15 protein-coding genes are annotated in these 12,488 nt (G+C 59.2%); 7 read left to right on the top strand and 8 right to left on the bottom strand.

Features of this window, described 5'->3' with window-relative positions; genetic code table 11:
• The first annotated feature begins 270 nt into the window (after positions 1–270).
• The 3 genes from AC0Z4S_RS21720 to AC0Z4S_RS21710 all read left to right on the top strand — a co-directional run bounded on the left by AC0Z4S_RS21720 (position 271) and on the right by AC0Z4S_RS21710 (position 2,819).
• Entirely contained in the window at positions 271–675 is a 405-nt protein-coding gene (locus AC0Z4S_RS21720; protein WP_485624533.1) for a TraR/DksA family transcriptional regulator, read from the top strand.
• Between the two features lie 220 nt (positions 676–895).
• A complete protein-coding gene (locus tag AC0Z4S_RS21715; RefSeq protein WP_485624532.1) occupies positions 896–2,506 on the top strand; it encodes a methyl-accepting chemotaxis protein in 1,611 nt (536 codons plus the stop codon).
• 109 nt (positions 2,507–2,615) lie between these two features.
• Positions 2,616–2,819, top strand: coding sequence for a hypothetical protein (locus AC0Z4S_RS21710; RefSeq protein ID WP_016775093.1), 204 nt, complete (start codon positions 2,616–2,618; stop codon positions 2,817–2,819).
• Positions 2,820–2,825: 6 nt separating this feature from the next.
• On the opposite strand, the gene AC0Z4S_RS21705 is transcribed toward AC0Z4S_RS21710, so the two are convergent.
• Together AC0Z4S_RS21705 and AC0Z4S_RS21700 are read right to left on the bottom strand one after the other, a co-directional pair.
• Positions 2,826–3,065 carry a DUF2789 family protein gene (locus AC0Z4S_RS21705; protein ID WP_253502686.1) on the bottom strand — a complete coding sequence of 80 codons (240 nt, stop codon included), beginning with the start codon at positions 3,063–3,065 and terminating at the stop codon, positions 2,826–2,828.
• Positions 3,066–3,112: 47 nt separating this feature from the next.
• Complete coding sequence (locus AC0Z4S_RS21700; RefSeq protein WP_253502683.1) at positions 3,113–3,388, bottom strand: hypothetical protein; 276 nt, start codon at positions 3,386–3,388, stop codon at positions 3,113–3,115.
• A 399-nt stretch (positions 3,389–3,787) separates the two neighbouring features.
• On the opposite strand from AC0Z4S_RS21700, the gene AC0Z4S_RS21695 reads away from it, so the two are divergent.
• The 4 genes from AC0Z4S_RS21695 to AC0Z4S_RS21680 all read left to right on the top strand — a co-directional run bounded on the left by AC0Z4S_RS21695 (position 3,788) and on the right by AC0Z4S_RS21680 (position 6,126).
• The gene (locus AC0Z4S_RS21695) at positions 3,788–4,258 is read left to right on the top strand and encodes a hypothetical protein (RefSeq protein ID WP_471880164.1); all 471 of its coding nucleotides are present in this window, start codon (positions 3,788–3,790) and stop codon (positions 4,256–4,258) included.
• Positions 4,255–4,452, top strand: a complete 198-nt coding sequence (locus tag AC0Z4S_RS21690; protein WP_253502680.1) for a hypothetical protein — start codon at positions 4,255–4,257, stop codon at positions 4,450–4,452. Before AC0Z4S_RS21695 ends, AC0Z4S_RS21690 begins: the two co-directional genes overlap by 4 nt.
• Before the next feature lie 125 nt (positions 4,453–4,577).
• On the top strand, positions 4,578–5,594 hold the full coding sequence (locus AC0Z4S_RS21685) for an ABC transporter substrate-binding protein (RefSeq protein WP_485624531.1): 1,017 nt from the start codon (positions 4,578–4,580) through the stop codon (positions 5,592–5,594).
• 91 nt (positions 5,595–5,685) lie between these two features.
• Positions 5,686–6,126: a DUF3995 domain-containing protein gene (locus AC0Z4S_RS21680; protein WP_253502674.1), complete on the top strand. Its 441-nt coding sequence runs from the start codon at positions 5,686–5,688 to the stop codon at positions 6,124–6,126.
• A gap of 129 nt (positions 6,127–6,255) precedes the next feature.
• Here the strand turns inward: AC0Z4S_RS21680 and AC0Z4S_RS21675 are convergent, their stop codons facing one another.
• Genes AC0Z4S_RS21675 through AC0Z4S_RS21650 form a run of 6 tightly spaced genes read right to left on the bottom strand, consistent with a single transcriptional unit; the run spans position 6,256 to position 12,313 of the window.
• Positions 6,256–6,618 (bottom strand): Na+/H+ antiporter subunit G, encoded by a 363-nt coding sequence (locus AC0Z4S_RS21675; protein ID WP_485624530.1) that lies wholly within the window; start codon positions 6,616–6,618, stop codon positions 6,256–6,258.
• Positions 6,615–6,893 carry a K+/H+ antiporter subunit F gene (locus AC0Z4S_RS21670; protein WP_071172757.1) on the bottom strand — a complete coding sequence of 93 codons (279 nt, stop codon included), beginning with the start codon at positions 6,891–6,893 and terminating at the stop codon, positions 6,615–6,617. Before AC0Z4S_RS21670 ends, AC0Z4S_RS21675 begins: the two co-directional genes overlap by 4 nt.
• Positions 6,890–7,378, bottom strand: coding sequence for a Na+/H+ antiporter subunit E (locus tag AC0Z4S_RS21665; protein ID WP_485624529.1), 489 nt, complete (start codon positions 7,376–7,378; stop codon positions 6,890–6,892). The genes AC0Z4S_RS21670 and AC0Z4S_RS21665 overlap by 4 nt, the downstream gene beginning before the upstream one ends.
• Positions 7,375–9,054, bottom strand: a complete 1,680-nt coding sequence (locus AC0Z4S_RS21660) for a monovalent cation/H+ antiporter subunit D (protein ID WP_485624528.1) — start codon at positions 9,052–9,054, stop codon at positions 7,375–7,377. The genes AC0Z4S_RS21665 and AC0Z4S_RS21660 overlap by 4 nt, the downstream gene beginning before the upstream one ends.
• Positions 9,051–9,395, bottom strand: a complete 345-nt coding sequence (locus tag AC0Z4S_RS21655) for a Na+/H+ antiporter subunit C (RefSeq protein ID WP_016775082.1) — start codon at positions 9,393–9,395, stop codon at positions 9,051–9,053. The genes AC0Z4S_RS21660 and AC0Z4S_RS21655 overlap by 4 nt, the downstream gene beginning before the upstream one ends.
• Complete coding sequence (locus tag AC0Z4S_RS21650) at positions 9,395–12,313, bottom strand: monovalent cation/H+ antiporter subunit A (RefSeq protein ID WP_485624527.1); 2,919 nt, start codon at positions 12,311–12,313, stop codon at positions 9,395–9,397. The genes AC0Z4S_RS21655 and AC0Z4S_RS21650 overlap by 1 nt, the downstream gene beginning before the upstream one ends.
• Positions 12,314–12,488: the final 175 nt, after the last annotated feature.

The raw sequence follows: 12,488 nt of genomic DNA, 5'->3' as shown, positions 1-12,488 counted from the left end.
TTCTATATACAGCCGCTCGACTGAATTTCTTGCTATAAACGCACTCCGATGGCCCTGTAAAGCCTGTGTCAGAGCAGTTTCCAGGTCCTGTCGGACAAATTCCCTGTATTTACAGTTGCTGAGGTCTTGATCGGGCCTTAGACTGCCGCCCCTCGTAAATTGAGTGCCGGGTGGCGTTTGCAATAAAACGATGCCTTTTCGACGGCCCGACACGGTTCGCCGAAACGCTCCCTTATTCGCCTTAATGCACGTTTTTTTATAGAGATATCAATGACAAAGGACAAGTTGCTGGCCATGCCGGCAGATGACTACATGAATGCAGAGCAACACGCTTTCTTCGCTGAGCTGTTGCAGAACATGAAAGTCGAAACCCACGAGCGCATTGAGCAAAATCGTATCGCCATCGAAAGCCTGGACACCCCGGCCGACCCGGCGGACGCGGCTTCGGTTGAAGAAGAGCGCACCTGGCTGGTCAACGCGATCGATCGCGATCAGCGCATGCTGCCGCAACTGGAACAAGCCCTTGAGCGCATCAAGGACGACAGCTTTGGCTGGTGCGACGACAGCGGCGAGGCCATTGGCCTGAAGCGCCTGCTGATCAGCCCGACCACCAAGTACTGCATCGAAGCTCAAGAACGTCACGAGCAGATCGACAAGCACCAGCGTCAGGCCTGATTCCGTGGCCGCCCCCTGAACGGGGGGCGCCTGCAAAAGATCGCACCCTTCGGCAGCTCCAACAAGAGCTGCGGCAGGCTGCGATCTTTGCTTTTGCTCGTCTGCACTTTTCCCAAGCGGTTCCATTGACCTGCCACAGACCCCACGACTAACGGACCATGGATAATGGCGTTGTAGTGGCGTTTAATGCGGGTACAACAATGAGAACAAACGTGGGGTGATGAAGATGACGAGAGATGGATCTCTGGTTGCGGCGCTGCCTGCACCAGTGCTTTTGCCGAAACACCGCTGGATCGCGCCGACCCTGCAAAGCATCGCCCTGATGCTGTTGCTGGCCGGCATGGCCCTGACCGACTGGTCGCTGTACCTCGGCATGCCGCTGGCGGTGCTGATTGTCTGGCTACCGCGCCTGCGGTCGCGCAACGCTCCTGCCGCTGTTGCGGTCGATAGTGCGAGCGCATTGTCCGCACTGACCCGCGATCTTTCCTACACCACCAGTCACAACGCACTATCTGCAGCCGGCGTCGCGTTTTCGGTGAAAGCGCTCGCAAGCAAACTTGAATCACAACTCGACGCGGCGGCACAGATCGTCAGCAACGCCGAAGTGATGATCGCCACCGAACAGGCTACTTCACAGCTCAGCCGGGAGGCGCTCGATGCCGCCAGCGAAGCGCATCACAGCAGCGCGGCAGGGCGCAGTGAATTGCTCGACTCGATTTCACGTATGCAGCAACTCAGTCAACGCGCCAATACCAGTCGCGAGCTGATTGAGGCCTTGAGTGTGCGCAGCGACGACATTCAGCGCGTGACGCTGGTGATCCAGTCGATTGCCAGCCAGACCAATTTGCTGGCCTTGAATGCAGCGATTGAAGCTGCGCGGGCCGGCGAGCATGGTCGCGGTTTCGCCGTGGTCGCCGATGAAGTGCGTGGATTGGCCGCGCGCACGGCGGCGGCAACGGGCGAGGTTGGTCAGATGGTCGCTGACATTCAGCAGCGTACGGCCCAGGTGGTGGGGCAGATTCGCGAGTTGTCGAGCGACCTGCAGACCGGCGTCGAACAGGTCGAGCACACCGGCCAGCATCTGGACAACATCGCGCGCCTGGCCGCTGGCGTAGAAACCCAGGTCAGCGAGATCGCCCGTGGGGCGCAAACCAATCGTGAACAGCTTGATGCCTTGTTTACTGCGATCGAGCAAATGCGCAGCGACCTGGCGATCAGCGATCAACAGACCCGCCGTCTCGCCGATGCGGCGGTGCAAATGGAGGGACAGGCGGAAACCATCAGCGAGCGGCTGGCCGAAGTCGGTCTGGATGACTACCACCAGCGTATCTACGACCTGGCCCGCGAAGGTGCAAGCCAGATCGCGGCGCGCTTCGAAGCGGATGTCGAGCAGGGCCGGATCAGTATCGAAGACTTGTTCGATCGCACCTACCAGCCGATTCCCGGTACCGAGCCAGCCAAGTATCAGACCCGCTTTGATCGCTATACCGATCAAGTGTTGCCGACGATTCAAGAGCCGCTGTTGTTGCGTCACGAGGGGCTGGTATTCGCGATTGCCTGCACGCAGCAGGGTTATGTGCCGACGCATAATCAGGCATTCAGTCAGCCGTTGACCGGTGACGTGCAGGTCGACACGGTAAACAATCGCACCAAACGCAAATTTGCCGACCGCACTGGCATCCGCTGTGGCAGCCATCAGCAACCGGTGCTATTGCAGACTTACACCCGCGACACGGGCGAGCTTATGCATGACTTATCGGTGCCGATCATGATCAGGGGCCGGCATTGGGGCGGATTGCGTCTGGGTTACAAACCGGAGAATCCGCGTTGAGATTGTTACTGTTGACGCAATGAATCTGTGCACGGCGGTTGCTGTTTCCTCTGGATGGAAAGCTTTAACCTGACGACTTAGTTAGGTAGCTAATCATTTCGGAGGGCACATGCAGTGCAGGGTGGATGTGGCAGTGATGATCGGCAGCGGGGTGCCGGCCGGTTTACGTGCAATGGGGCGTAGCGTGTGCTGGGTTGTCTTGCTCAATGGTGAGCGTCGCGGTACGGCCTTCGCCAGTCGCGACGAGGCTGAAGAGTGCAAGGCTGCCTGGCTCGAACAATTGAACATCGAGCCTGGCGACAGCCTGCACTGATCGCCCTTATTTACCGCGATGCAGGCGTACGTTCAGCTCATCGACAATTACCGCTTCTTCACCGTCAGCACGCAGCCACTCTTTGAGTAATTGCGCCTGTTGAGGCGACCAGAAACCGGCATCGATCAGTTTGGTGTCCGAGTCCAGCGGGTGAGCCTCGACAAAATCATTGATCGACGCTTCATCGGACGGCAAGCCCAGCTGGTCGAAAAGGGTGGTCAGGTTAAGCTCGGTTGGCAGTTCCATCATCTACTCCTTGGTGGGCGCCGGTATGGCTTGTTTGTTCACTCCTCTTATCTGAGGCAGTCGTCGGCGCGGAGTTCGATTTTTGATTCAAGCGAGCGGGCGAGGGCGCACGCCTCGTTGTGATTACCGCGGAAACCTCTGACGCGTCCCGTGGATATCTCCTTGATGTGAAAGAAGGCGATGCCCGCTGGCACCACTTGAAAATGCGGGGTTTGGCGATTGTTAGAAGATGTCGGAAGGTGACTGAGGTCGGCAACCTGCACCGTCAGAGGTGTGCTGATTCCTGCGTCAGCCGACGTGGCGAAATGAGTCAAAGTGCACATATGAAGTCCTTTTCATCAGTCGGCCGGGATTTAGCGGCCGTTGCGGGTAGTCGTAATAAGCATCGCTGCTCTAGAATCGCCAGTACCTGTTGACGACCGGCCTTATCTAAAGCAATTTTTCGCCAGCGATATGTCGGAAAAGTGCTTTTTTTCGTGAGAAATTTCCCTGAAGTTCGTAGTCAGATTTGCTCCAGTCACGCTTGAAGCCTTTTCCTTCAACGTTTGGCGATTTCAGAGCGGGTTTCACTAATGACAATCCAGTAGTCTACGAACCTCGCGATTCACGAGCGCTTTGCTCGCTTCGGGTTTTTGAGTGATTTGGCAGTTTCCATCGGCTTGGCCGTTTCTTTGCCGTGCGCGTTTTTCGGTGCATGGTTTTTCAAATGTGGGGATGTTTCTTTGGCAGTCAGTAACCTCGATATGCATGCTTTGTTCGTGCTGGGTGATTTGCGCGCAAAGCTGGTCAAGCAATTTCAATCACGTTTTGTTTACATCACCGAGCAAAACGCCGAAGGCATTTACGTCGCTGAAATCGACACCGAAAGCGCATTGGTGGTCGATGACAAACCCGGACTCAAGCTCAAGGTAGGCGACCATTTCATAGCGTCGGTTTTGCCCAGCCGTGAAGGCGGCAAGATGGACATTCGTTTTCGTGAAATCAAAATGACGGTTTACGGTTTGGGCGACTACGCCTTCGTGAGCACGGCAGAAGGTCATGCGATTTTGTTCAAGGAAGGCCATAGCGTCGTTACGGTATTCGCCGCCAATGAGCAACTGCAGGAAGGCCTGACCAAAACCTTGAAAGCCGTCACTGCCAAGGCCGCCAAATGGCGCAAGGGCGAACTGGTGACCTTCAAGGCCAGCGAGTGAGCCGCGCGGACTTCCACTCGCAGAATTGCGGCAGCGCGCGCGAAGAGGCGCAGCGATTGTTTGTCCGAAAAGCCGAACTGCAAGGCGCCTGGCTCGGTTGGGTGGCGTCGCAGATCTATGCATTGCAACCGGCGGCTTACGCCAGCATGGTCAGACGTGAGCTGCAAAGCTTGCAGGAAAAGTCTGAAAGATAGCCTCGTGTGTGACAGCCCCCGGAAAAAGCAGGAACCTCGGCTAAAGTCAGTGGACTGAGTCATTCAGAGGCTTGCATTTCTGTCAGGCCAACTGCCATTGCTGTGAACAGCACGAGGTGCGATGCATGAACGGATTTCGACGGTTACTGGCCGCCAGCGTGGCCACCTTTGGTTTGCTGACGTCAGCGCAATCTCTGCAGGCGGCACAAGCGCCGGTCCACTTTGCCGACCTGAACTGGGAAAGCGGCAGCCTGATCACCGAGGTGTTGCGGGTTATCGTCGAGAAAGGCTACGGCTTGCCGACCGATACCTTGCCAGGCACGACCATTACCCTTGAGACCGCGCTGGCCAACAACGACATTCAGGTAATCGGCGAAGAGTGGGCGGGGCGCAGTCCGGTCTGGGTCAAGGCAGAAGCGGAAGGCAAAGTCGTCGGGCTTGGCGATACGGTGAAAGGGGCCACTGAAGGCTGGTGGGTGCCGGAATACGTGATCAAGGGCGACCCGGCCAAGGGCATCAAGCCGCTGGCGCCAGATCTGCGCAGTGTCACGGATCTTAAGAAATACAAGGATGTGTTCAAGGACCCGGAAAGCCCGGGCAAAGGTCGTTTCCTCAACAGCCCGATCGGCTGGACCTCGGAAGTGGTCAATAAGCAGAAGCTCACGGCGTATGGCTTGCAGGACGATTTCACCAACTTCCGCAGCGGCTCGGGTGCCGCGCTGGATGCCGAAATCAGCTCTTCGATTCGTCGCGGTAAACCGGTGTTGTTCTATTACTGGTCGCCGACGCCACTGCTAGGCAAATTCAAACTGGTGCAACTGGAAGAGCCACCGTTCGATGCCGAAGCGTGGAAGACGCTGACCGACGCTGATAATCCCAATCCAAAACCGACCCGCTCGCTGGCATCGAAGCTGTCGATTGGCGTGTCTACGCCATTTCAGAAACAGAATCCGCAAGTTGCCGAGTTCTTCAGCAAGGTTGATTTCCCGATCGAGCCGTTGAACAAAGCGCTGGCGGATATGAGCGATAAACACACCGCGCCTCGTGAGGCGGCGGTGGCGTTCATGAAAGCGCATCCGGATGTGTGGCAAGCGTGGCTGCCCAAGGATGTGGCCGACAAGGTGACGGCTGATCTGAAATAACGGGGTAAACCGACGTACCGCCGACCGGTCGTGCACGCGCAAAAAATCCGACTACGATGGTTTGTTCAAATCCCTTTGAAGGATTTCAACCATGACCTTTGTGTTGGCTCAATGGCTGGTGACGGTCTTCGCGGCAATCGGCTTGATGCATGTGTATTGGGCGCTGGGTGGGCAGTGGGCGGCAGCGGTGGTGGTGCCGCAAGTACCGGTGTCGGGCTTCGTGGCCACAGTGCGCCCGGCCTTCAAACCCTCGGGCTGGCTGACGCTGGCAGTGGCGGCTGCGCTGCTGGTGATTGCGGTGCTGGTTTGCATGCGGGTCGGCTGGGGCATGCCGGCAGTGCAGCACAAGGCACTGCAATGGGTCATCAGTGCGATTGCGTTGCTGATGTTTGCCCGGGCTATCGGCGATTCCAATCTGGTCGGTTTTTTCAAGGAAGTGAAGGATTCGCGATTCGCGCGGCTGGATACCTGGGTGTATTCGCCGTTGTGTGCGGTGCTGGGAGCGGGGTTGTTGGCGGTGGCCTGGGTCTGAGCTGATCCGGGATTTGTAACGACCCGACTGGCCTCCTCGCGAGCAGGCTCGCTCCCGAATGGGCACGCATTTCAGAGATGTAGGAGTGAGCCTGCTCGCGATGGCGCCTTTACAGGCGCCACATGATCATCAGTTACCACTTTCAGTCTGACGACTGCTCACCTCGGCTGGCACATCATCTCCAGCCATACGCTTGCGAAACAGCGCCGCCCGCGCCAGCAGCAAGGTCGTCACCGGCACCGTGATGGCTAACAGCACCGGAATCAGCCAGGCATGTACCACGGGCCCGGATTTCAGTGCGGAAAAGCAGATGATCGACGCCAACGCCACACACCACGCTCCGATCGTCGAAGCCAGCGCTGGCGGGTGCATGCGCTGGAAGTAATCCTTCATGCGCAGCAATCCGGTTGCGCCCAGCAGCGTGAATAAGCCGCTGAGCACCAGCAGAATGGCCACTGGAATCTCGACCCACAAAGACAATTCGACATTCATTCGATCACCTCGCCACGCAGCAGGAATTTCGCCAGGGCAAACGAGCCGACGAAGCCGAACAGCGCAATCAGCAGCGCCGCTTCGAAGTAGGTGTCACTGGCGTAACGAATGCCCAGGGTCAGCATCATCAGCATGGCGACGATGTACAGGTAATCCAGCGCCAGTACCCGATCCTGAGCTGACGGGCCTTTGAACAGGCGCACCAGGGTCAACGCCATCGCCAGGCAGTACAGAAACAGCGTCAGCAGAATCGCATTCGACAGCAATGGGCTCATTCGAAAATCTCCATCAACGGTCGCTCGTAAGTGCTTTTGAAGTGCTCGATGAACTGCGCTTCGTCGTCCAGATCCCAGACGTGCAGCAACAGAACGCTGCGATCCAGCGCCAGTTCCGACCATACCGTCCCGGGCACCACGGTGCAGATCATCGCCAGTGCCGCCAGGCCATGAGCATCACGCAGGTCCAGTGGCACTTTGAGGAAGCACGAGCGCGGCGGGCGACGACCGGCGTTGAGTACGCCCCAGGCGACGATCAGATTGGACATGATCACGTCGCGGCCGACCAGAAAGAACAGGCGCACAATGACGATGGGGTTGCGAATGCGCGCGCGTTTCGGCCGTAGTTTGCGCATCATCAGCGGCGCGGCGAACCCCAGCGCGGCGCCGAGCAGCAGGTTGCCCGGGCTGACCGACAGGTTCAGGGTCAGCCACAGGATCCACAGGGCCAGCGATAACCACGGAGCCGGAAACAGTCGATTCATGGCTGCACCTCCAGCATGTCGGCTCTGGCCTGCGGGCTCGGCACGGCACGGGTGCCAAGGACGGCCAGCACGTATTGCTGCGGATTGTTCAGCGCATCGGCCGTGGCCTGGGTGTAGCGCAGCAGCGGTTCAGCCTTGAAAGTCAGGGCGATGCTCAACCCGAGCAGCAGGAAAATCGGCGCACATTCGAGTTTGCGCAGCAATGGCGAAGGACGCTCTTCCGGTGTCCAGAACCGCTGAATGCCCAGGCGCGAGAAGGCCATCAGGGACGCAAGACCAGTCAGAATCAACAGCGCCAACAATCCCCACGCACCGGGAGACAGCGGCGCCTCGGTGCCAAGCCCCAACGGGTTGAGCAATGCGCCGATCAGGCCGAGCTTACCGATAAATCCGGACAGCGGTGGCATGCCGATGATCAACAGCGCACAGGCGATAAAGCTCAAACCGAGAAAGGCCATGGTCCATGGGATGACCTGACCGACTACGGCTTTCTGTTCGTCGTCGAGGTTGATGCCCTTGGGCGGCTGCAGCGATTCCTGCGGACGCGGCAGCAGTTCGCCTTCGTCTTCCAGCGGGATTTCGTTGGCCGAGCGCGAGCGCTCGATCAGTTCGGCCAGCAGGAACAGTGCGCTCAGCGCCAGGGTCGAGCTGACCAGATAGAACAGCGCGGCGCCGATCAGGTTCGGCTGGGCGAAGCCGATCGCCGAGAGCAGGATGCCGGCCGACACCAGAATGCTCAGGCTGGCCATGCGCTCCAGGCGTTGCGCGGCGAGGATCGCCAACCCTGCGCAAGCCATGGTCGCCATGCCGCCGTAGATCAGCCAGTCGCCGCCGAAGAACGCCGAGGCGCCGGCTTGTCCGGAAAACAGCAGAGTCCACAGGCGCAGCAGCGTGTAGACGCCCACTTTGGTCATGATCGCGAACATCGCTGCCACTGGCGCGCTGGCCGAGGAGTAGGCCGGCACGAGCCAGAAGTTCAGCGGCCACATACCGGCCTTGGCCAGAAACGCTACGGCGAGAATGCCGGCACCGGCGTGCAGCAAACCACGATCGGCTTCCGGCACCAGCGGGATCTTCATCGCCAGATCGGCCATGTTCAGCGTGCCGGTCACCCCATAGATCAACGCCGCGCCGATGAGAAACAGCGACGAGGCCAGCAGGTTGATCGAGATGTAATGCAATCCCGACGACACCCGCGCTCGGCCCGAGCCGTGCAGCAACAAGCCGTAGGAGGCGGCGAGCAACACTTCGAAGAACACGAACAGGTTGAACAGATCCGCCGTCAGGAAGGCGCCATACAATCCCATCAACTGGATCTGAAACAATGCGTGGAAACTCGACCCGGCGCCGTCCCAGCGGGCCATGGCGAACAGCAAAGCGCTGACGCCAATGATGCCGGTCAGCACCAGCATCAGTGCCGACAGGCGATCGACTACCAGGACGATCCCGAAGGGTGCCTGCCAGTTCCCAGGCAAGTACACGCCGATAGAGCCAGGAACGCCGGTGGTCTGTGTCCACTGCAGCAGCATCACCGAAATGAACAGGCCGACGAGGCTGGAGAACAGATTGATTTTCGCCTTCAGCGGCCGGTGCTTCTCGCCCAGCAGCAGCATGATCGCGGCGGTCAGCAGCGGCAGCAGGATCGGTGCGGCGATCAAGTGAGTCATTGCCATCATTCTTTGGGCTCCCGGCCGTCCACATGGTCGGTGCCGGTCAAGCCGCGCGAAGCGAGCAATACGACAAGAAACAGCGCGGTCATGGCGAAGCTGATGACGATTGCCGTCAGTACCAGCGCCTGGGGCAGCGGATCGGTGTAGTGCAGCAGATCCTGGGTCACGCCGTCCTTGATCACCGGCTCCTTGCCGATGAACAGGCTGCCCATGCTGAAGATGAACAGGTTGACTGCATACGACAACAGGCACAGGCCCATGACCACCTGAAAGGTTCGCGGCCGCAGGATCAGCCAGACTCCGGACGCGGCGAGAATGCCGATGGCGATTGCGATGACTTCTTCCATCAGACGGCTCCTTTGCTGGCGACGGACTTGGGCAGCGCTGCCGTTTTGTGGCCGCGCACCGATTGGTGGGCGAGGGCGGTGAGAATCAATAGCGTCGAACCGACCACTACGGCGTACACGCCGATGTCGAAGAACAACGCGCTGGCGATATGAATGTCGCCCACCAGCGGCACGCTGGTATGCCAGGTGTGGGTGGTCAGAAACGGATAACCAACCAGCATCGCACCCAGGCCAGTGGCGGTGGCGAACAGCAATCCGGTGCCCATCCAGCGCAGTGGGCGCAGGCTCATCTGCGCCTCGACCCACTGCGTACCGGCAACCATGTATTGCAGGATAAAGGCCACCGACATCACTAGTCCGGCGACAAAACCGCCGCCTGGTTGATTGTGCCCGCGCATGAACAGATAGAACGACACTACCAGCGCGACCGGCAGCAACAGGCGCACCAGTACTGCTGGCACCATCATGAAACCGAGCGCGGTGTCACTGGCTGAACGCGGGTTGACCAGATCGGTGACCACGTCCGGTGCCAGTAGGCGTTGCTGCGCCGGCAATTGCAGGCTTTCTTTCGGCGGGCGGAAGCGGCGCAACAGGGCGAACACGGTGAGCGCCACGGCAACCAGCACGGTAATTTCGCCGAGGGTATCGAAGCCACGGAAATCCACCAGCATCACGTTGACCACGTTGCTGCCGCCGCCCTCGGGCAGGGCGCGGCTGAGGTAGAACGAGGAGATGTGGTTCGGCGTCTGCCGGGTGAGCATGGCGTAGGACAACAGCGCCATACCCGCACCGACAGCGATCGACAGTAGCAAGTCGCGCAAACGACGAATGCGCGCCTTGCGCAGGCTGCTCGGCAGTGGCGAGACCTCTTCGATGCGTCGCGGCAACCAGCGCAGGCCAAGCAGGATCAACACCGTGGTCACCACTTCGACCGCCAGTTGCGTCAGTGCCAGATCGGGCGCCGAGAACCAGACAAAGGTCACGCAGGTCATCAAACCACAGACGCTGACCATGGTCAGGGCGGCGAGACGGTGATACTTGGCTTGCCACGCCGCACCCAGCGCACAGGCAATCGCCAGCAACCACAGAGTCACGAAGACAATCGAACCGGGGATCTTTGGCCGGTCGCCCCAGCTCAGGCTGCTGTGCAACATCGGGATCAGACCGGCGAGCACAGCGGCCGAAACCATCAGGAACAGCTGCATCTGCAAACGCTTGGTACCCAGTCGCCGCTCGACTCGCCGGGCGAGGCGCATCATCACTACCAGACTGCGCTCGAACAATCGCTTGCCATTGAAACGGCCCACCAGCGGCGGGTACTTGAAGCGGCCCAGCTTGAACTGCTTGCGCAGCAGCAGGTACAGGACGATGCCGCCGGACATGGCGATGAGGCTCATAATCATCGGCGCGTTCAAGCCATGCCAGATGGCGAGGCTGTATTCCGGCAACTCACCACCGACGACCGGCAGTGCGGCAGCGGCGAGCAATGGCCCGACGATCTGCGCCGGGAAAATCCCCACCAGCAGGCAGGTGAAGACCAGCAGTTCCACCGGCGCGCGCATCCAGCGCGGCGGTTCGTGCGGAGTGTGCGGCAGATCGGTAGCGGTGGGCCCGAAAAACACATCGACAGTAAAACGCAGGGAGTAGGCAACGCTGAACATGCCGGCGATGGTCGCGACGATCGGCAGACTGGTTTCGACCCACGCCGTGGCGTTGATGAACACGGTTTCGGCGAAGAACATTTCCTTCGACAGGAACCCATTGAGCAGTGGCACCCCGGCCATCGACGCACTGGCGACCATGGCCAGCGTCGCCGTGTACGGGATCAGTTTGATCAGACCGCTGAGTTTGCGGATGTCACGGGTGCCGCTTTCGTGGTCGATGATGCCGGCGGCCATGAACAGCGAGGCTTTGAAGGTAGCGTGATTGAGAATATGAAAAACCGCGGCGACCGCTGCCAATGAACTGTTCAAACCCAAGAGCAAAGTGATCAGGCCGAGATGGCTGATGGTCGAGTAGGCCAGCAAACCTTTGAGATCGTTCTGGAACATCGCGCAGTACGCGCCAAGCAACAGCGTACAGGCGCCGGCACCACTGACGATGTAGAACCATTCTTCACTACCGGACAGCGACGGCCACAAACGCGCAAGAAGGAAAACCCCGGCCTTGACCATGGTCGCCGAGTGCAGATAGGCCGAGACGGGCGTCGGAGCCGCCATTGCATGGGGCAGCCAGAAATGAAACGGGAATTGCGCGCTTTTGCTCAGCGCGCCAATCAGGATGAGTGGCAAAAGAACAGGGTAGAGGGCATGTGCGCGAATCAGATCGCCGGCGGCCAGGACCTTGTCCAGGTCATAGCTGCCGACGACATGGCCGAGGATCATGACCCCCGCCAGCAGGCATAAACCGCCGGCACCGGTGACCATCAGCGCCATATAGGCACCGCGCCGCGCATCGGCGCGGTGATGCCAGTAGCCGATCAGCAGGAACGAGAAAAGGCTGGTCAGCTCCCAGAAAAACACGATCTGAATCAGGTTGCCGGAAATCACCAGGCCAAGCATGGCGCCCATGAACGCCAGAAAAAAAGCGAAAAAACGCGGCACCGGATCGTCAGGCGACATGTAATAACGGGCATATAAAGAGACGAGGCTGCCGATGCCGAGCACCAGCATCGAGAACAGCCAGGCGAAGCCGTCCATGCGCAGAATGAAGTTCAACCCGAGGCTGGGCAACCACATGAATTCTTCGCGAATGACCCCGCCGTGGGCAATTTGCGGGTACAGCATCGCGACCTGAACGGTGCCGATCAAAGCGATCAGCCCCGCCAGCAGGGATTCGGCATTACGCGCGTTGTGCGGCAGCACCGCTGCCAGACAGCTGCCAATGAATGGCAGAAGCAGTAGAACTATCAGGGACATAGGCTTCTAATCTGCGGAAGTTTGTAAAGCATCATACGTGCCAGCTCCCCGATCACCAAACGCGAGGATGTCGCAGAATCCTACAAAGTAGTCTGGAATTTTGTGTTTGGCGTTGTTTCTACGAGAGCAGGTTGCTGCAGATGGCCTCATCGCGAGCAGGCTCACTCCTACAATT

It is taken from the genome of Pseudomonas sp. 1L-B-1-E-C1, assembly GCF_057291835.1.
This window is presented reverse-complemented; position numbering and strand designations above follow the sequence as displayed.